The organism is Clostridium sp. Marseille-P299 (genome assembly GCF_900078195.1).
Classification (GTDB): domain Bacteria; phylum Bacillota; class Clostridia; order Lachnospirales; family Lachnospiraceae; genus Lachnoclostridium.
This window is the reverse complement of record NZ_FJVE01000007.1, coordinates 492,734-512,714: the sequence shown is the minus strand read 5'-3', so window position 1 is coordinate 512,714 and position 19,981 is coordinate 492,734. Positions and strand designations below refer to the sequence as shown.

Below are 19,981 nucleotides of genomic sequence, written 5' to 3'. Positions count from 1 at the left end.
TTAAATTAAATATCCTTTTTTACTAAACTATGAAAATATAAATTCTCCTTCTCCTACAAAATCCATATGCATGAAACTTTCATTGTTTCCACCAAACATTGTATTATTTCCAATTCCAATATGGAAAGTACCTGCCTTTTTCTCATCTAAAACAGTATACCCTGTCAACTCATCCACATGAGAATTCATTCCAAAACCAAGTTCACAAACGATATCTCCATTGGTAGGAAGTTGACTTAAAAATTCTTGAAATACCTTTGAATCTGATCCAATTATTTTTCCTTGGTCAATTGTCAATGTTACATTATCTATAGATTCATTAACATCAATAAATAACTTTTCAAAAAACACTGTTCCATTTGTCATATTTTCTACTGGCGCAATATAAACCTCTCCACATGGTAAATCACCATCAACTGCATCTATCATCCAGTTTCTCTTTTCAAAATTTAGATGGAGTTTGCAATCTACACCTGTTTTAAGTTCTACTCTCGTATATTGTTTCAATTCCTCAACTTTTTTGTTGCACTCTTTTTTTAAAGAAACATAGTCAATGTCGTATGCGCGTATCATTTTATCTATAAATATTTCTTCTTCCATTCCTGCTTCAAGAGCATTTTCAGAGGAGGGAATTCTAATTTGAATCAACTTTTTCTTATTTTTAAATGCTTCAAATAAATTCCACATATGTCTTTTGTATATCTCCATTTTTTCCTTTAGACGATCCCTATCGATAAGAACAGGCTGATACATGCAGATATCGATTACAATATCGATTGGCTCAAATATTTTATAATAGCTTTCTGGAAAACAAGTCTCAGTTGCCATTTCAAATAAATTTAAATTTTGTGTTCTTGCATTTTGTAATTCTAGCGGTGTAGCTCCATTCCTTGCCACTTCATAGCTAAAATTATGTAAAACCTCTCTGTCTTTATCCTCTCCCCAGAAGTGTAGCAATACTAATTCTCCTTGTTTTAACTCCATTGCTTCAACTAATTTCTCAATTAATTTACGTTCTAACATGTTAATTCCCCCATTCTAAGCTCTCCATTTTTTATTTTTAGCTTTTATTTTCAGCTCTTCACTTTCAGCTTTTCATATTCAGCTTTTCACTTTCAGCTTTCCATTTTCATATTCAATTGGTACATGGAGTTTTCCCTCTTTAATATTCCTTCACCAATCATATCACGTCGAATCGTGCAAAAATCATCAAAATAATCAGCAATCAAAATATTCACTTCTCGTTCTGTGTACTCTTTTCCATATTCAAAAACCTTGGATATTTCTTCTAATACAATTCTTTCTTTTTTTCGTTGTACAGGTATTGCTTTTAATTTACCATATTCGAAGAAACTCTCAATTACTTTTTGACGGTACTTTTCCTCTCTCTCTCTTTGTAACACTTCTTCTGAGGAAGTTTCACTTATAATATCAATAATTTTAGCTTGCAATATCTCTTTGTTTATGGAGTAAATTGTATAGTATTGTTCTTTTTTTGATTGAACTATGTTTGCATCTTCTAATTTTTTCAAGTGAAATGATATTGTAGATGGTGTTAATTTAAGGCGCTCAGCAAGCCTTTCCACATACATTGGTTCGATTACAAGTGATTTTAAAATTTGAAGCCTTGATTTATCCGCCAAACATTTAAATAATTTAATTGATTCAATTTCTGTCATGTCATCACCTACTCTTTTCTAATAAAATAACTACACACTTTTGTTTGAAATATAATATAGGTTTAATTTATATCTTTAATTTATTATTTTTATTTTGTATTTTTATATTGTATTTCTATTTTGTATTTCTATTTTCTCTTCTTAATCTCATTCACAACGAAATCCATAACTGATAATTTAACTTCTTCAACAACAATATTTTCTACATGATTTTTTTCTCTTGCAAGCTCTAATTTATTTTTCCAATTAGATTGAAGTTTTTCAATGCTTACAAGAAATTCGTTATAAAAACTATCATATTGTTTCTCCGATGTTATAGCTATTGTCTTCTTTTTTGTCGCATTTAAATATGCTGGAATAATATCATACACGTTTAATTTAATGCGCTCAAAGTTTGCTTCATCTGTACATTCATTCTCTAATAATTTGTTGTAAATTTCTACACTACTTTTTTTCTTTTCTTCTATTAAGTTTGTAAATTCGGATATAAAAGTATCCATTGTTTTCATAATAAATCCCCCATTGATTGAATTTTTTATTTCACTCTATCATTTGATTAAGTGAGAATTAAATTAATTTTACTTTTTCCATTATAATACTATTCAAATTAATTCTTGTCAATCTATTTTTATAATTATCAAATTAAATTTCAAAATAATTAAAAAGTATTTCAAAACTATACTAAAAACATTAAAAAATAATTTTATAAGCATGCAAAAACAATTTATAAGTATGGTAAAATATTTTGAAAGCATGGAAAAATATTTTAAAAGCATGGAATAAACAATTTTGAAAGCATGAAATAATATTTTAAAAGCATGGAATAAACAATTTTGAAAGCATGAAAAAAATATGCTGCCGTATATAAAAAAGATATGCCCCCTTCTATGCAGACAAGTCAAAGAATAAAAACTTGTTTGCTTGGAAGGGAGCATATCATTTTGCAAGCTCAGCTCTATGTTACGACAACCTATTTTAAACTTTATCTACGAAGCTTAACCACTTCTTTTCTCCACACCTTCGTTCGATATAAAATATATAGAATGAAGGCTGATAAACCATTACTAATTACTACAGAATACCAAATACTTTGTAATCCCATATGAAGTATACTCTCACAAATAAATAAGGTGGCAAAACGGAATACCCAAAGTCTTGTTGCATCTACCGCCATTGTAATCATTGTATGACCGGAACCTTGAAATAATCCCATGGTAGAATTATAAATACCATTGGTCCAGCAATAAAAGGAAAGAATCGCTAAAAACTCTGCAGCTTTAACAACTACCTCATCACTATTTGAAAACACTCCGACAATCGCTGTTGATACCGCATTTCTAGATAGGATCATGCCTCCAATAAATAAAAATATTACTGAAACATTTCTAGATAATCGATAAGCCTTATCTGCTCTATCATATTGTCTTGCTCCAAAATTAATTCCAACAATAGTCGCAGTTGCTGAACCCATTGCATTGGATGGTAGTGTAACCAATCCATTTACTTTATTACCAATTCCATACGCAGCGGTTGCTACTGTACCATATTTTACTACACTTTTACCCATAAGTAAGAATCCAAACTGCATTGTACTACTTCCTAAAGCTGTTGGTATTCCTAATTTAATAATGGATAAAACCATATTTTTATCAAATTTGAATTTTTTTAATGTAATATAAATTGGATTGTTTTTATTGCTTAAAGATATAAATGCTATGATTGCACAAGGCACTTTTGCAAGTAGTGTTGCCAATGCGGCACCTGCAATTCCCCATCCAAATGTAAACATAAATAATGGATCTAAAATCATATTAAAAATAACACCTAAGGTATTTAATAACATTGGCCTTACTGTATTTCCCTGTGATTGATTCACCGCTTGAAATATATTTATCATAAAAAGAAATGGCATGTCTAACATGACAATTCTTAAATATGTAGTTGAATAATTCTTTACTACATTTTCTGCTCCTAACCAATTTACAATTGCTGGCGTTGCTAAAAAACACAAAAGTGAGCAGATCACTGAGAAAATCATAGAACATGTAAATATATGCGATGCCATTTTTTTTGCGTCATCTTCTTTACGAGCTCCTAAATATTGCGATATTAAGATTGATCCCGCAACTACAATACCGCTACCAAAATTTACGATAATATTTTGCACTGGTGATACAATCGTAATAGCCGCTTGGTGCTCTTCTCCCATTTTACCTAACCAATAAGTATCTGTTAAGTTGTACATCGTTTGTATAAATGTGTTTGCAACAATAGGTATTGCAAGCTTGGCGAATACTTTAGCTAAATTTCCATTTAGCATTTCCTCACGCTTTTGTAATTTGTCCATATCCACAGCCTCTTTTTCTGTCTTTCTATGATTAATTCCGTAACTCAAACAGTTACATAAGAACAATATAACAATAATAAGCTGTATTATCTATGAATAAAGCGCCTATATAACTTATTTCTACAGATTTTTTGCTTAATATTCAATTTTCTGTAGTTTTTAAAATATTATTTTAAATAATATTCAAAACACTGAATAATTGCTTACAAAGTATAATTGTGATATACTTTGAATAAGTAAAGTTATTCCATTATTTCTAAAACCAACATCTTAAGGGAGGCCATATCATGAAAGCTATGTTAGCAAGAACCAATGATTTCCTAATAGAACAAGTAAAAAGAGACGCCAACTATAATAAGCAGACGTCACATTATCACCCATATTATGAACTTGGTTTTATTGTCGGTGGTACTAGAAGTATGATAATTAATCATTCTCTTTTCAATCTCGAAAAAGGTTCTATTGCCTTTATTTTAAAAGGGGAATTACATAAAGGCTTTCCTGTTGAAAACCATCCTACATCGGTTGAATTAGTTAATCTTTATTTTACAGAAGATTATTTAGAACCTTTTTATAAACATTTTGGAAAAGAAAAGTTTTATGAATACTTTTCAAATCATGTCTTAGCAATTCCAGCGGCTAGACGGGAATATGTCGAAAATTTGTTACAAAAAATGTTATATGAGTTTGGAGAAGTTGATGAAATGTCCAAGGAATTACTTCAGAATTATTTTATCGAATTAATGACATTTCTTATTCGATATCAACGTAAGAATACAACTTCTTTCGTAATGCCTGATAGCAATAACGAGATAATAGAAGCTGCTGTTAAATATATTTACTATAATTACGATAAAGACTTAACTCTTATTGACATTGCAAATAAGTATAATATGAGTAAATCTCATTTTTCTAGAAGATTTAAAGCTGTAACAGGTTTTGGATATAAAGAGTATTTAATTAGCGTTCGTCTAAAAGAAGCTTGTAATTTATTACTGACGACGAATAAATCCATTACCGAAATTGCATTTCAGTGTGGTTTTAATGATAGCAATTATTTTGGTGATGCTTTCCGTAAGGCAAATGGAGTATCCCCTCATAAATATAGAAAATATAATGGACTTATATGATCAATCATTAACCTAAAGTCAGTAAATAGCTTTTATTAAAATGGGGCTGTTGCAAAGTAGAGTTTATATGTATAATTCCTAATGTTTTTCGTGTAAAGAAACAAACTTGCATTTTGTACGTAAACAAAGTCTTCGTACAAAATACGTGTTTGTTGCGTAGCAGAAAAACATGGAACACACATATGAAACAATTCTATTTTGCAACAGCCCCATCTACTTTTAGTAATTATCTTTGTACACTAATATATACAATGATGTATTTACTTATTTTCCAATATGAGTTTCACGTAAAAACTTTAGAAATCCCTTACATCCTTCTAGGATATCATCATAAGTTCTATCAAAATTTCCAGTATACCATGGATCAGCAATATCTCTTGGATTATCCGTAAAATCTAAAAGTTTATAAATTTTATTTTCAGGATCTTCTCGTACTATTCGTTTCATTTGAATCATATTTCTTTCTTCCATCGCAATTAAGTAGTCGTAGGAATCATAATCTTTTCTTTGTAATTGGACTGCTTGTTTTCCCTCTACACCAATTCCATGTTCTTTTAACTTACGTTTTGTTCCTGGATGTACAGGATTTCCTATTTCTTCAGTACTTGTAGCACTAGAAGCTATATAAAACATTACAAACTTATGTGTGAAAATTGATTTTTTATTTTCGCATTATATTTTTTCTATATAATCATATTAAGTAAATCACAAATTAATAATAAACTAATAAAGTAACTACTTTTAATCTATACGTCTCTAACGTCAAATCAAATATTTTTTAATATTTAAATTACAAATTGCATGTACTTCTTGGATTTTTTGTTATACCTATTGAAACAAATTCCAAGGATAGCAATTTGGAGGTTCTACCATAATATCTACCTCACCTTTTTTTGCTGGATGTTTAAATATTAATCGATGTGACCAAAGAGCCGCCTCACACTTATTATTTTTACTACCATATTTTCCATCACCAACAAGTGGCATTTTTCTTGATGAAAATTGCACTCGTATTTGATGAGTTCTCCCTGTGTGTAAACGAATTTTCACTAAGGAAAAGATTTCATCCTCAACTGTTTTACTATCAAGAAGCTCATATTCTAGGGATGCTTCTTTTACACCTTTTCTTACACGATCCACTACAAATGATTTGTTTTTCTTAGAATCTTTAAACATAAAATCCTTCAATACTCCAGAATCTTCTTCCGGACGACCATGTACCACTGCATAATACTCTTTTACAAAGTTTCGTTCCTGTATCGCTGTAGATAACTTAGAGGTCACAGATGTTTTTTTAGAAAACACCATAGCACCTCCAACATTGCGATCAAGTCGATGCACTAAGCCAATGTATTCTTCTTCTTTTTTATCCTTTCGATACTCTTTTAATATTGTAAGCATATCCTCACCATCTCCTAGATCTGGCTGAGATAAAATTCCTAGAGGTTTTTCACAAACTATCAAAAAGTTATCCTCGTATAATATATTAACCATTTTAACCTCCATGGGCACATTCATTTTCTTTCGCCTTAATATCTTACTATACTATTTTTCAATAAGATATCTGCTTCATAAATCTTTTCTCAAAATAAACTATCTTATCAAACTTTTTTATTATTTAAAAGAGCAAATTCCATTTATTTTTATACAATCTACTCAAATAATTCAAGTAATAATATATAATACTTCATCTTTTCTTCCTCTGGCTTTAATTGAATTGAGTCAAAAAACATGTTTTTATATTTTAAAAACAGTTCCTCTTTGCCAGCTAAAAAAAGATTATGCTTGATTGAACGAACACATAATGCGATATCTAACCATCGTTCGGAAATTCCACAATATTTAAGATCAATAAATCCCTGAACCTTACCATCTGCTAAAATCACGTTTGGTAGACAATAATCTCCATGAACTAAATACAGTTCCTCCTTGGGACGATTTTCACATAGATATTCATATAGTTCCATCGGTGTTTTAAAACCGTATTCATCCATCGCCTCAGATTTCCAGTCACTCACATCCATAATATTTTTTAAAATATTCGTTTTTGCTATTTGCAATAGTTTGTTTATGTTAAAGTTAACTGGACAATCTTTAATATCTACTTTCCAAAGTAATTTTAATCCTTCTGCTAATAACGGAACCATCTCTTCTAAATGGTTCATATAATAATCGCTACAAGCCATTTCACCTTCTACTTTTGACATCAATAAGTAGTTAACGTCATTATAGCTACAATATTTTATAATGTTAGGTACAGGTACCTTCCCTTGTAACCATTTTAACATTATGTTTCCATTATCTAATGCCTCATTGGATGGTTCAATTTTAAGTACCATATGATGAAACATTAGTATCTTTGAATTAGAACGCCCTGTGGTATCTGTTATGTAAGGCTCATCCTTTACATACTGTAAAATACATTCAGGTAAATCTTCCATGATTTCTTCTTTTTCAATTAGTGTCTTAAACTTCATTTCATTTTGAATACGTTCAAAATCCCTCGCTATTAAATTATATCGAATGATATCAAAGGATTTTTCATTGTCCTGTAAAATATTAATACACGCATTGTTTAATTTAGTTATCCCTGTGCCAATTCTATGATTTGAAAGTACTGATAACACTGAATTAATCGCAGCTCCATGGGAAATCATAATTATATTTTCATATTTATTATTATTTTTATATTCAAGAAGACAATCCATCATTCTCTCGCTTACTGTATTCCAGTCTTCCATCTCATCATCATTGTTCGCTTCTTTCATTTGCTGAAACGTTAATCCTGATAAACGACCGAAATCTCGCTCTATCAATCTATGGTCTACAATGACATTCTTAATTCCGAAATAAGATGCTATAATCTCTGCCGTTTCTTTTGCTCTTTTTAATGGGCTAGCTACAATACAATCAATTGATAACATCTGTAGAGCTTTTCCACATTCATTTGCTTGATGAATACCGTTATTATTTAATGAAATATCTTCTCGTCCCTGTATTCGCTTTGCTTTATTCCAATCTGTTTCTCCGTGCCTTATTAAATATATTTTCATCGTGACCTCCAAGTATGTACTCAAATTAATAAAACATTTTAATGTAGCATAATGTCCTATATAACATCTTTATCAAGAGAACTCTGACAATATAATAAGTATATCTCACATCGCTTATGAAAAAAAGTAATAGTTATAGTTTTTCATTGGATCTTTTAAGTTTTATATATGAAAAGAGTCAAAATACAGCTTCTGCACTTTAACTCTTTTGATATACAACTATCCTTTTATTTTTCTAAAACCTTGTATAATCTCCCAAATTCCTGTTCCTATGATGATAAAAAATACGATACCAATCATCCCCCAATGCCAGATTTCTAAAATACGATTTAACTCCATATTCACGCCTTGGGCGAGCTTTTTCATAAACTCAGGGTTGTAAACATTTTTATTTAATAGGAACGATGAACATACTACGATACTTACTATGCCGTATACAGTGTTTAGAATTGCCAATCCTTTCGTCCATCGTTGATAAATTAATTTAAAAATTGCAGTTACAATTCCTAAAATTGCTAAAATCAATAAACTTGGATAATATCCAAAAAAATCTCTTCCATAAAACAAAGGAGTCACATTCCATACACCATTTTCAAATGTATACCATCCTAAATATTGGTCATAGAATAAAATCACTATAGTAAAAATCATAATAAATATAATTGAGAAAACCGGATCGCTTTTTGCTATCTTATTCTTTTTTGTTAATGGAGCATCCACTAAATCTTTGACTGTCCATTCTTTTCCTGTGAATGGCCATATCATAGAAGGACTTTTAATACGTTCCATACATGCAAAAATAATAGTAACCCAGGTAAATACTTGAAAAGCTCCCTGAAGCATATATGATAAAACTTTAGTTACCATTAGGACCAGAAATTCAATATCTTTTGTTGGTCTTACTTCAGTTACAATCGATACAAATGCTGCAATTGGTGCAATACAGAGGATAATAATCAAAACAAGCTTTAACACATAAAGATAATTATTATATAGATATGGTCCTATTAAATATCTTGGATTTTCTTGATATTTTTCCGCAAGTAAGGTTGGATTTCCAAGCTCATATAATACCTTTTGTACATCCTCATCGGTGTAATCATCTGGTAGCATATCACTAATTGTTTCACGTATTTCTGCTTCCATCTCAGCTTTAACTTTATCGTTCAAATGTCTGGTTGCTGTATAAACATACCTATCAATTAGATTCATTCATTTTCCTCCCATAATATTTGATTCATTTGATTCGAAAGATTCTTCCAGTTCTCCTTAAGTCTTAAAAATAACTGCATTCCTAAATCACTTAATTTATAGTATTTTCTTGGTCTGCTTTCATTGGTATCCCAATCACTTGTTAGCACTCCTTGTTTTTCTAAACGTCTTAGCATTGGATATAGGGTTCCTGCTTCTACATCTATTTGTTGTTCTGTTATATTTTGTATCAGCGAATATCCGTATTGTGGAGTTTGTAAGTGGCTCATAATTACTAATGTTAATGTACCTCGCTTTAATTCTGTATCAAATATTGATAGTAATTCATCAAATTCCAATTCGAATCACCTCCTATTTCCAATATACTGTATGACATACAATATTGTCAATTACTTATTATTAATATATTAAAATATAATTACTACATGATTTTCTACTTTAGATACAATTAATTTTAGGTACTAAAGTATTGATTTTTATAGAAAACAAGGAGTTAGCGCTTTTGTAAAGTAAAAAATGAACTGTACCCTAATCACATAGGGCCCAGTTCATTTCTATTATTTATTTCCCATAGATGAATTTCCTTATTTTCTTTTCATATGCATTCGGATTTAATTTATATATTTGCTCCTTTATTATAGCTTCTGCTTCACTCATCGATATTGATTCTGACGTATTAAAAATATCTGACCCCCAGAATTTTTCTGTAGTACAAAATACAGTAGAATTCCATCCATAACCTTCTCCAAATTGGTTGGTTTTTTGTTGTCTACCACACATAGTAATAAACATCTTCATCTGCAATTCTACCAAGGCCTTTTCAAAGCGATAATTATCTTCTTTATTAAAATTTCCTAATTTCTTAATATCATGAAATGCTACAATTTCTTGTGTTTCAATAATCTCATAAATACGCTTTGCAGTATTTGAAATTGTTCCATTGAAATAAGCTTCTTCCAGACTTTCACCGTTTCTACGAATTTTAAGAAAGTAAGGATACCAATCCTTTGTGATATATCCACTTTTTTTAAAAAAGAGTTTTGCATAGGCAATATCTGTACGCTCATTTAATACCCGCATACGCCATTCCCATGGATCTGTCTCTGGATTTTCTGTATGCCATACGATACTATCGTCAAATAAGTCACAGATTGTAAAGACTCCCTCGTTATTTTCTCCCCCCAGGGTAAATCCACAGTTTTGTAAAGTTTCACAAAAATCTTCAAAACATTTTATTTTGTAAGTTTCCATAAGATCCTCTTTTCTATCGTTAATGTTATCACCAGTAGAGTAATCGAAACCATAACGTGAATCTATCATGCGAACAACCTCCAAAGTTTTCTTTACTTTATCCTTTGAAACATGACATCAGTATGTCGTGTCTGTTTTAATTATTTCTAACAATGTTCACAGTAATAAATCGTACCACCTAGATAATTTCCTTTAAGCAATTCATGTCCGCATTTTGGGCATAGCATATCAGCTTATAGGTCTATAATACTACCAATAAAAAGAATGGTATCTGTAGTTTCTTCTCGAATCGTAAATATGAATGGTCGATTAACGATAAACTCTTTTACATCTTTCCGAGGGGATGATGTTTTCCCACCAGTAAACGAAATCGCAAATGCTTTCGTCCCTTCTTCGTCTACCTCGATATATGTTTTTTGAAATATCTTATCAATGAATAAACGTTTTGATATTTCCGTAAAATCAGCACCTATTGTAAACGCATTATGAACTCCAAGATTTCTTAAAATTGAAATAACGTCCTTATCTGTATACACCATTTTAAACTTTGGCAACTGCAAATTAACATTGATGTCTTCTGATTTTGTATCAAATAATTGAAAGATTTCTCTTAATTCTTCTACACTCTTATTCTTACAAAAATCTTGAATCGTTTGATTAATTTCACTGTTGGTCATAAGAATTTCCATAACGTAATCTTCCTTGTATGGTATCCTAATTCCTTGTAACTCCTCTGTGTAAAATGTTTTAAACTTCGTTTCAGTTATATTCATCATACTTACTTGTGATTCTTTCTCTATGCCGTAAAAAGAATCTTCAACTGTCATACTTTTTTGAAATGCATTCGCCCATTTTGAATCGAAATATACGGCATTTAATAAACATAACAAATCCAAAGTATTTAATTCTGGCGAAATTTTTGAGATATGTCCTTCCGTATTTTTAGATGCCCAATCATCAATCTCTTTCATGGTACTTGTTTTAGCTAAATCTTTGTAAAAAACATCACCATGAAAATAGTTTTCAATTGGTGCTACAAAGTTTTCTATGATTTTATCATTTAAAATCAAAGAATTATCTAGCCACAATGAATTCCCCGAAAAAACCTTCGCATTTTTTGTATCAAAGAGTTTTTTATTTAGCAAGTACTGATTTTCTCCAATTTCTTTATCCTCTAACTCTGTAAGATATAAGCTTTCTAGTATCTGCGTTTTTGTCTCTCCATTGGCACCAAATGATAACATAGCCATTGACTGATATAGACTATATGGTGATACAAATATGTTCTCAGTTTTATCTTTACTATTCATATTCTTAAAATACTCATATGTAAACAAGTTGATTTTATTTGATATCTTAGAAAAGTCAGTAGTTTCAGTTATAGTTGGAAGATCATATTTTATTCCTGAAGTTATACCATCCGATTTCCAATGATTATTTAGAAACTGTCGATCTATTAAGATAATAACAACGAAAAGAGCTATAAAAATAAATCCAATTTGTAATAGCTTTCTTTTATTCAACTTGTTTTTATTATCCACCTTGTTTTTATCATACACCTTGCTTTTATTATCTACCTTGTTTTTATCATCTACTTTTTTATCATACACCTTATTTTTTCCCCCTCCTTCCCATCCTATTTTTTAATAATTCAATTAACCGTTTTATTAAATACCTTTTAACATTTGAGATAATTATTTCTTGAGCAATCAAGTGTATTGAAATATTAGAAAATTATCTAACCTCAATTATTATAGGTCCAAGTTTTTTTATTTTATAAAGCTGTTAAGTATTTTAAATAGAATAAGATCCTGTCTCTTTTTCTAAATACAACAATATTATACCATGTTTTACCAATTATTGTATGACTTTTAATTTCTACCATGATAAAAATGACCATTCGGAAATCTCCGAATGGTCATTATAAAAATTTTATTTATGTAACAAAATTATAATCTTTAGAATATTGTCGCCCCATCCACAGAAAGTATTTCTCCTGTAACATAGCTAGCTAAATCACTTGCAAGATATAAAAATGCATTTGCACAATCCTCCGATTCCCCGATTCTCTTTAGAGGTATCATTGAAATTAAAGGTTTAATTACTTCATCTGGAAGTTTCGCTACCATGTCGGTATTCGTAATTCCTGGTGCCACGGTATTTACTCGAATATTATCTGGGCCTAATTCTCTCGCTAATGATTTCGTCATACCATTTACTGCATACTTAGAGGCTGGATACGCACATCCACTTCTTTGTCCGTATAAACTAACCATGGAACTAGTGTTTAATATTACTCCACCGCCCTGTTCCTTCATAAAGCCAGCAACTGCTTGGGAACAATAAAACACTGCATTTACATTCAAATCTATAGTTCTTGCAAAATCTTCGGGTTTATATGTATAAATACTTTCACTTGATGAAACACCTGCATTGTTAACTAAAATATCAATAGCTCCATACTTCTCTTTTATTTCAGTAAAGCATTTCTTAACTTCTGCAGGATTACACAAATCAGGCCAAACTCCAGATACTTCATACTCATTGTTTTCTTTGATTAATGCTTTCACTGCTGCCACTGCTGTTTCTTCTCTTGAACCACACAATACTACTTTTGCGCCATGCTCAAGAAACTTCTTAACAATAGCATACCCGATACCACGTGAACCTCCTGTTACAATCGCTACTTTTCCTTCGAGTAATTTCATGTCTTACGTTTCCTTTCTGAATAGAATTCATAAACTTTATAAGGTAACAGTACACTGATCCATTTACTTTTTATTTGTTAATATTTTAACACAATGGATACATTAGGTAATTATACACGTAAAAAAGTTTTTGTCAATACTTGTAATAAAATCATTTTTCAGCAACTAATATCCATATAAGTTCGTCTATTTGCTGATGATTACAGCAATATCCCATTGAAGTAAGGATTTTTTCTAGCTCATCTATATATCCAAAATATTCATCCTCTAAATCCCTAAGTTCTTATTTTGTACATTTTTTAACAAACTTTTCTCTGGCAGTAGAATTCTCAAACATTAAATCTGTTATAATAATTCTACCCTTATGGCGCAACACACGGTCCATTTCATGAATTGCTAATTCTTTTTCCTTATCATTACAATGGTGAAACGCATATGAGGTAACAATCGTATCACAAACATTATCTTCAAATGGTAATTTCAAAAAGGTTCCGACTTTAACATTAAGTTTTGGAATTTTCTTTTTTGTAACGCGAAGCATATTAACTGATTGATCAACACCTATAACATCCTCTAGATTTACACTATTTTGTTTCAAAACTTCAAGCACTAAATTCCCTGTCCCAATTCCTATTTCAATAATTTTACCCTGTTTTTCATTCACCTTGTCCGCAGTTGTTTTTATAACCTTCGTATAATTTTTATAAAATGCTAGACCCTTTGTATCGGATTTTACTACTTTATCATAACTAGTAGCCCAATCATCAAAATTCCATCGGTCTTCCCATGAAAATGCCCTTTTAGAATTAAAAGATATATTTACAGCGAAAGGTTTTATAGGTTTGGCTGCCGGTGCTTTTGTAGCAGAACACTCTTCTACAAAAGAGTTAGCAACTGGGCGACCAGATGTGAACGATTTATCGATATGCATGAGCTTTGGTGAAGAAATTAAAAATAGAATTTCTAAATTCTCTAGTGTTAGGGAAATCAATGATTTAAATGTTCCCGGAGAATTTCCTTATGTGGTGAAACCAGCAATGCCTCCTATGGCACCAGTAACGGAGGATTCGTGCAACTCCTGTGGTATTTGTGCCAAACATTGTCCAACGGGAGCAATCAGTTTAACTAATTTTAAAGAAGTAGATGCAAATAAATGTTTGAGATGTTGTAGTTGTATCCGTCGATGTCCAGTATCTGCAAAAGAAATAACACATGAAGCATACGTAAAATTTCATGACATGTTAATCACTAATTTTAGTTCGAAACGATGTGAACCTGAACTATTTATTGGATAAATCTTTATAGACATTATTTATAACTAGATAAATAAATCTTTAAAATAAAACTACATATGTGTAATTCCTTTTTATTATTAATATTTTAAATAGGAAATACACATATGTAGTCTTTCTTTACATTTTTTTAAGTAAAATACGATATTTCATGCTATGAATCTAATTCATATATTTAGACCCATTCTTTTTCCGTATCGTATTACCTCAGCTTATTTTTTTGCTTCATTTATAATATCTTCAGCCTTTTGTTCATCATTCGAAATACTTAAAACAACGCTTTTTCCCTCTTTAATAATTACAGCTTTATCAAGCTTTACTAATTCCTCTGGGAAATAATTTTGAAAAGATTCTTTCTGTTCTTCCACTCTGTTTTCTAAAATAGTTTGTACTTTTTTAGCATCGTCTTCTGTTGTACAGCTAAATGCAGCGATTTCTTCCGCAGTTGCACCACTACTTACATAAACTACACTCTCATTTATCTGAATATCATCCATTTCATATACCATATCATAATCTACTTGCGATAACTCATCTTCATAAGTAATGTTATTTAATAAGTTATCAGCGACAGTATTTATATCTATTTCTTTGCTTGCCCCCTTTTTACATCCACTAAGGGACATAATCATTGCTGCTCCTACCAATCCTACCATCATAATTTTTTTTACTTTTTTCATAATTCTTCTCCTTTGTCTACTTATTAATTTATTTAATCATTTATTAAATTATTTACTTCACTATTTTCTTATTTATCTATTTTCTTATTTATCTGTTTATTTATTTGCCTATTTGTTTTCTATTAAATACTTTTTCCATACCTTACAATACTCTTTATTTAAATGTATTCCATCGGATGAAGCATCTAAAAATAAATTTCCATTGCTGTCAGATAAAACACTATTCAAGTCTAAATAATGGACCTCATTTTCCTCCGCCATTTTTTTTATCAATTCATTTCTTTTATTGATTTTCTTATTATTTAGATAAGATTGAGGGTTCCTAAGCTTTTCACTATTGATATGAATAATGCTTTGCACATAAATTTCTGCCTGGGGTTGTAATTCTTTTATCTCTTTAATGATGTTTGTATATCTTTCAATAAAAATACTATCAGAATCCCAACCAAGCTCATTTACTCCAAGCATTATATATACCTTTTTAAAGGATTTCTTTTCCAAAGCCTTTAAAATAGTCATCTTCTCTCCATCTACTTTCGCAACCTTTTCCGTTAGAATAGTATCTACCATTAATCCTTTCTCGGCGTAAAATGTTGCATTTTTTAAACCTGAATATATTCCAAAACCTTCTGTCCTTGAATCTCCAATAAAAACAGCATCATCAAAATAAGAATCATCATTCGAATCCACATTCGAATCTGGTATTTTTGTTACTTCGGGCTTTTGCGTTACCTCTGGCTTTTTTGTTACTTCAGGTGTCTTTGTCACTTCAGGTTCTTTTGTTACCACAGGTTCTTTTGTTGCTTCAGGCTCTTTTGTTACCTCAGGTTCTTTTGTTGCCTCAGGTTCTTTTGTCACCTCAGGTTCTTTTGTTGCTTCAGGTTCTTTTATTGCCTCAGGTTCCTTTGTTACCTCAGGCTCTTTTATTCCATCATCTGCTTCCGACTCACCTGGCATCTTAATTGGATTTGAATCATTTGTCTCATCTAAATTTTTTCTATTAGTATCCTCACTAATATTTTCATCTTCTTCATCATCTGATATACTTATATTACTTGGTTTGTCTGTAGGATTAATTGTTTCTATAGCATCCTCTTCTTTTGCATTTTCTAAAAATTCTTTCTCATAGAATTTTTTACTTCCGTATACAATTCCACATATTAATAATAAAATGACTACAATCTTAGTATAATGAAATATTTTTCTTCTTCTGCGTCTTCTCCGCCATTTTTCTCTTTGTGAATCCCGAACCATTTTTATTACCTCCTAGTCCCCTACTATTTATCTGCTTAAACGATAAAAATGATTGTCCGTCATAAATGTATCAAAATTATAAAGAATAAATACTGAATTAATTCCTTTTTCTTTCATTAATTCAGATACACTATCTCCATAATATCTAAGATCTACTACATAAATTTCTTCGTAGTTATATGTAAAAAAAGGTATCATGTTATTAGCATAGGAATCTTTTAGTATTAGCAACTTTTTTCCCTTATTTTCATCATTTTTCTTTGAGTAAATAACACTAAGAGAAGATTCCCATGCATGAACATTGCATATTTATCTCTTGTTTTAACTTTGTCCATATCGATCGTTGCAGTATTTAAGATAACCATAATACGCACCAAGACTCGTCCAGTGATGGTCTGTTCGATAATTTACATATATATTAGATAAATAAGCGTACCATAAAGTTGTTAAATAAAGATTACAATTTAACTAACATTAGATGTAATATCTGTTAATTAAAATGAATTTATATATATTCCCAATTATATCTCAAATTGCACTAACTCAGCAATCATTTCGTTATAATGCTTTATCTGAATCGATAAAAGTAATAAAATTCCTTATTCAACTGCTCATAATAAATAAAATTCTATACCAATGAACTAAAAAAAATTATATTTTCCATCAACCTTTGAATAGCACAAATTATTTTTTTATCGTATAATAAAACAAGACAAGTCTAGAACTGTATATCGAATAAAAAATAACAACGGAGGAGCATATGACAAAAAAAGATATCTTGGAACTAAAAAGAAGACTTAAAAAAAACGAGTGCACATTTACTAAAATGTGTGGTTGTTATGTGAATGCAGATAAAGAAATCATCCTGAATTTTGATGAAACTTTCTTGAATTTAGAGGATGAAGAATTTTATAAATATTTAGAGATTGCTAAAAAAACTCTATCTGGAACGGTAGGAAATAATCTTTTAGAGCTGGAATTTCCTCTTGAAGAAGAAAATGTTGGTGGTAAACAGCAATTCCTTATGGGATTAAGAGAAAGCAAGCTTAAGAATGAAGCACTCCTTGAGTCATTTTATCAATTAGTTATTGATAATTACGATTATACTGGTAACTACCTCATCCTTATTTTCCATGATGCTTATGATGTTATGACTAAAACTTCTGATAATGCTAAATTGGATGAATCTGAAGAAGTTTACGAATATCTAATCTGTGCTGTTTGTCCTGTTACCCTTACAAAGCCTGGTCTTGGATATCTTGAAATAGAAAACCGTATTGGACCACGTAACCGTGACTGGGTTGTAAACCCACCTGAAACGGGATTTATATTCCCAGCTTTTACAGACCGTAGTACTGATATTCACTCTGTTATGTACTTTACAAAAGATACAAAAGAACCTCATAAGGAATTCGTTGAACAGGTATTAGGATGCCCACCAAAGCAAACGGCTACGGAACAAAAAAATACATTTCAAGCAATTATTAATAATGCGATTATCGATGAGAAAAAAAGCGAAGTTGTTTATATGGAGATTCAGGAAACCTTGAATCAAATGGTAGACGAACAAGAAGAATTTAGTGATAGCAATTCAGAACCTCTTCTTCTTACTCCTGATTCGATTCAAGACATTCTTGCCGCAAGTGATTTGCCAGAAGAAATTACAACGAAAATAGAAAACTCCTATGTAGAGAACTTTGCAGATACACCTCCTGTTGTGGATCATTTGATTGATAATAAAGTACTTGCTGCAAGTGCTCAAAGAAAGAAAGAATTACAACTTTTTGAACAGGTACAAAGATTGCAGGAACGTTTAGAAGAGGTTACCCTCGCAAACAACGAAGAAGTTGCTATTACCTTAGATGAAGCTTTATCTTCTATTGAATCCAATGATTCCGCTAATGGTGACTTTGATGTAATTCTAAAAGTTAAGCCACAAAAAGTGGAGCAAATTACGTCACAAATTATCGATGGCAAGAAGTGTATTATTATCCCGATGGATGATGATGAACTTGCGAATGTAAATGGTATAACTAATTTATTATAACAGGGTACTATTAAACAATTCTATTAAAGGGTTCTATAAAACAGTTCTTTAAACGGGTTCTTTAAAACAGTTCTTTAAACGGGTTCTTTAAATGGAATCTTTTAATGGAATCTTTTAATGGAATCTTTTAATGGAATCTGCACAAAAATCCCAGAAACCAGAAAGGTAGGCAATCTATCCTTTGCTGTATTTCTGGGATTTCTTTTTATATTCAATTACCATAAAGGCTTTGCAACGCTTCCTTGCATACCCTCTTGTATTCCACCCAAATCTCAACATTATAATGTTCTGGTAACATTTTTATTTGTCGCTCTAATGTTGAAATAATATTCTTTAATCTATCTTCTTCCATTTCAAGAATCTCTTCTGGTTCCCCGTTCTCATCGTAGTATACATTAAAATCAATGTCTTCAAATAGTAAATCATCTTCAAATATATTCATATCCTTATGATTCCATTCCTTCCTTTTACTTTATTCCTAATTATGTTATAGCAAAATAGCTACAGCAACAAAACAATACTATTTCGTCGCTATAGCTATTATTATAATATAAAATTTGTTTATTATTTTGCCAGCAAATTATCTATATCTTTGGTAAATTCCATTTATAATGAGCTGCCGCTACACGAATTGCAACAACAATACTTGCTGCAATCGCCATACCAACAGCAGTCGGTACATAATTTATTAACCATATGTAAGCAATCGCACCTACTAAGGAAGCAGAGGCATAAACATGTTTTACAAACACGAATGGAGTTCGAAGTGCCATCACATCACGGAGCATTCCGCCACCAATTCCCGTTACCATACCGACAAAGATAAGTAAGAAGATATGCTCTTCATATCCCTTAGTGATCGCTGTATTAATACCTACTACCGTAAAAATACCAAGTCCTATTGCATCCATCCACATCATTGCCTTATTATAAAATAATTTCACTTTATCAAAAATCAATAAATTTAATCGATTTTTCATATACATTAAAATAAATAGTAAGGTTGATACTATAATCGAAACGATTACATAAGAGCTATCACGAAATACATTCGGCGGAGTATTTCCAAGTACAACATCACGAATAATACCACCACCTACTGCTGTTGTAATGCCTAAAATGCATACACCAAATATGTCCATATGCTTTTCCATTGCAAGTAATGCTCCAGAGGACGCAAATGCAATTGTCCCAATTATTTCTATAATATACACAAGATAATCTGTCTGATTCATAAATACTCCTACCCAAAACGATACATATATTTATTGTATGAAGTAACTATCTGAAAGTCAATACATATTCAATTCTTACAACTAAAACAAATT

General features: G+C 30.7%; 21 protein-coding genes. 3 read left to right on the top strand and 18 right to left on the bottom strand.

The window, feature by feature from the left end; genetic code table 11:
* Window positions 1–27 precede the first annotated feature (27 nt).
* From BN4220_RS10495 to BN4220_RS10480, 4 genes are all read right to left on the bottom strand, one after another.
* Window positions 28–1,023, bottom strand: coding sequence for an aminopeptidase (locus BN4220_RS10495; protein ID WP_066715859.1), 996 nt, complete (start codon window positions 1,021–1,023; stop codon window positions 28–30).
* A 92-nt stretch (window positions 1,024–1,115) separates the two neighbouring features.
* A complete protein-coding gene (locus BN4220_RS10490; protein WP_066715857.1) occupies window positions 1,116–1,679 on the bottom strand; it encodes a DUF2087 domain-containing protein in 564 nt (187 codons plus the stop codon).
* 128 nt (window positions 1,680–1,807) lie between these two features.
* Window positions 1,808–2,188, bottom strand: a complete 381-nt coding sequence (locus tag BN4220_RS10485; RefSeq protein WP_066715850.1) for a hypothetical protein — start codon at window positions 2,186–2,188, stop codon at window positions 1,808–1,810.
* A 473-nt stretch (window positions 2,189–2,661) separates the two neighbouring features.
* Complete coding sequence (locus tag BN4220_RS10480; protein WP_066715848.1) at window positions 2,662–4,026, bottom strand: MATE family efflux transporter; 1,365 nt, start codon at window positions 4,024–4,026, stop codon at window positions 2,662–2,664.
* A 287-nt stretch (window positions 4,027–4,313) separates the two neighbouring features.
* Between BN4220_RS10480 and BN4220_RS10475 the strand changes: the two genes are divergently transcribed.
* Complete coding sequence (locus BN4220_RS10475) at window positions 4,314–5,156, top strand: AraC family transcriptional regulator (RefSeq protein ID WP_066715846.1); 843 nt, start codon at window positions 4,314–4,316, stop codon at window positions 5,154–5,156.
* 264 nt (window positions 5,157–5,420) lie between these two features.
* On the opposite strand, the gene BN4220_RS10470 is transcribed toward BN4220_RS10475, so the two are convergent.
* The 9 genes from BN4220_RS10470 to BN4220_RS10430 all read right to left on the bottom strand — a co-directional run bounded on the left by BN4220_RS10470 (window position 5,421) and on the right by BN4220_RS10430 (window position 14,311).
* Window positions 5,421–5,789 carry a low molecular weight protein-tyrosine-phosphatase gene (locus tag BN4220_RS10470; protein WP_066715843.1) on the bottom strand — a complete coding sequence of 123 codons (369 nt, stop codon included), beginning with the start codon at window positions 5,787–5,789 and terminating at the stop codon, window positions 5,421–5,423.
* A gap of 195 nt (window positions 5,790–5,984) precedes the next feature.
* Window positions 5,985–6,650, bottom strand: a complete 666-nt coding sequence (locus BN4220_RS10465) for an RluA family pseudouridine synthase (protein WP_197467922.1) — start codon at window positions 6,648–6,650, stop codon at window positions 5,985–5,987.
* Window positions 6,651–6,808: 158 nt separating this feature from the next.
* On the bottom strand, window positions 6,809–8,209 hold the full coding sequence (locus BN4220_RS10460; protein WP_066715841.1) for an APH(3') family aminoglycoside O-phosphotransferase: 1,401 nt from the start codon (window positions 8,207–8,209) through the stop codon (window positions 6,809–6,811).
* Between the two features lie 219 nt (window positions 8,210–8,428).
* The gene (locus BN4220_RS10455) at window positions 8,429–9,421 is read right to left on the bottom strand and encodes a hypothetical protein (protein ID WP_066715840.1); all 993 of its coding nucleotides are present in this window, start codon (window positions 9,419–9,421) and stop codon (window positions 8,429–8,431) included.
* Window positions 9,418–9,759: a PadR family transcriptional regulator gene (locus tag BN4220_RS10450; RefSeq protein ID WP_066715839.1), complete on the bottom strand. Its 342-nt coding sequence runs from the start codon at window positions 9,757–9,759 to the stop codon at window positions 9,418–9,420. Before BN4220_RS10450 ends, BN4220_RS10455 begins: the two co-directional genes overlap by 4 nt.
* A 223-nt stretch (window positions 9,760–9,982) precedes the next feature.
* Window positions 9,983–10,741 (bottom strand): AlkZ-related protein, encoded by a 759-nt coding sequence (locus tag BN4220_RS10445; RefSeq protein WP_242867780.1) that lies wholly within the window; start codon window positions 10,739–10,741, stop codon window positions 9,983–9,985.
* Window positions 10,742–10,905: 164 nt separating this feature from the next.
* Window positions 10,906–12,282, bottom strand: coding sequence for a serpin family protein (locus BN4220_RS10440; RefSeq protein WP_066715838.1), 1,377 nt, complete (start codon window positions 12,280–12,282; stop codon window positions 10,906–10,908).
* Window positions 12,283–12,630: 348 nt separating this feature from the next.
* Window positions 12,631–13,380 (bottom strand): SDR family NAD(P)-dependent oxidoreductase, encoded by a 750-nt coding sequence (locus BN4220_RS10435; protein ID WP_066715837.1) that lies wholly within the window; start codon window positions 13,378–13,380, stop codon window positions 12,631–12,633.
* Between the two features lie 283 nt (window positions 13,381–13,663).
* Window positions 13,664–14,311, bottom strand: coding sequence for a class I SAM-dependent methyltransferase (locus BN4220_RS10430; RefSeq protein WP_066715836.1), 648 nt, complete (start codon window positions 14,309–14,311; stop codon window positions 13,664–13,666).
* Between BN4220_RS10430 and BN4220_RS10425 the strand changes: the two genes are divergently transcribed.
* Window positions 14,289–14,675, top strand: coding sequence for a 4Fe-4S binding protein (locus BN4220_RS10425; protein WP_148401725.1), 387 nt, complete (start codon window positions 14,289–14,291; stop codon window positions 14,673–14,675). The genes BN4220_RS10430 and BN4220_RS10425 overlap by 23 nt on opposite strands.
* 209 nt (window positions 14,676–14,884) lie before the next feature.
* On the opposite strand, the gene BN4220_RS10420 is transcribed toward BN4220_RS10425, so the two are convergent.
* The 3 genes from BN4220_RS10420 to BN4220_RS10410 all read right to left on the bottom strand — a co-directional run bounded on the left by BN4220_RS10420 (window position 14,885) and on the right by BN4220_RS10410 (window position 16,837).
* The gene (locus BN4220_RS10420) at window positions 14,885–15,352 is read right to left on the bottom strand and encodes a DUF4358 domain-containing protein (RefSeq protein WP_066715834.1); all 468 of its coding nucleotides are present in this window, start codon (window positions 15,350–15,352) and stop codon (window positions 14,885–14,887) included.
* 108 nt (window positions 15,353–15,460) lie between these two features.
* Complete coding sequence (locus BN4220_RS20260) at window positions 15,461–16,606, bottom strand: GDSL-type esterase/lipase family protein (protein ID WP_066715833.1); 1,146 nt, start codon at window positions 16,604–16,606, stop codon at window positions 15,461–15,463.
* A 27-nt stretch (window positions 16,607–16,633) separates the two neighbouring features.
* Window positions 16,634–16,837 carry a hypothetical protein gene (locus BN4220_RS10410; protein ID WP_066715832.1) on the bottom strand — a complete coding sequence of 68 codons (204 nt, stop codon included), beginning with the start codon at window positions 16,835–16,837 and terminating at the stop codon, window positions 16,634–16,636.
* Between the two features lie 529 nt (window positions 16,838–17,366).
* Between BN4220_RS10410 and BN4220_RS10405 the strand changes: the two genes are divergently transcribed.
* Window positions 17,367–18,653 carry a DUF4317 domain-containing protein gene (locus tag BN4220_RS10405; protein WP_066715831.1) on the top strand — a complete coding sequence of 429 codons (1,287 nt, stop codon included), beginning with the start codon at window positions 17,367–17,369 and terminating at the stop codon, window positions 18,651–18,653.
* A gap of 211 nt (window positions 18,654–18,864) precedes the next feature.
* On the opposite strand, the gene BN4220_RS10400 is transcribed toward BN4220_RS10405, so the two are convergent.
* Window positions 18,865–19,095 (bottom strand): hypothetical protein, encoded by a 231-nt coding sequence (locus BN4220_RS10400; RefSeq protein WP_066715830.1) that lies wholly within the window; start codon window positions 19,093–19,095, stop codon window positions 18,865–18,867.
* A gap of 142 nt (window positions 19,096–19,237) precedes the next feature.
* The gene (locus BN4220_RS10395; RefSeq protein WP_066715829.1) at window positions 19,238–19,888 is read right to left on the bottom strand and encodes a trimeric intracellular cation channel family protein; all 651 of its coding nucleotides are present in this window, start codon (window positions 19,886–19,888) and stop codon (window positions 19,238–19,240) included.
* Window positions 19,889–19,981 lie beyond the last annotated feature (93 nt).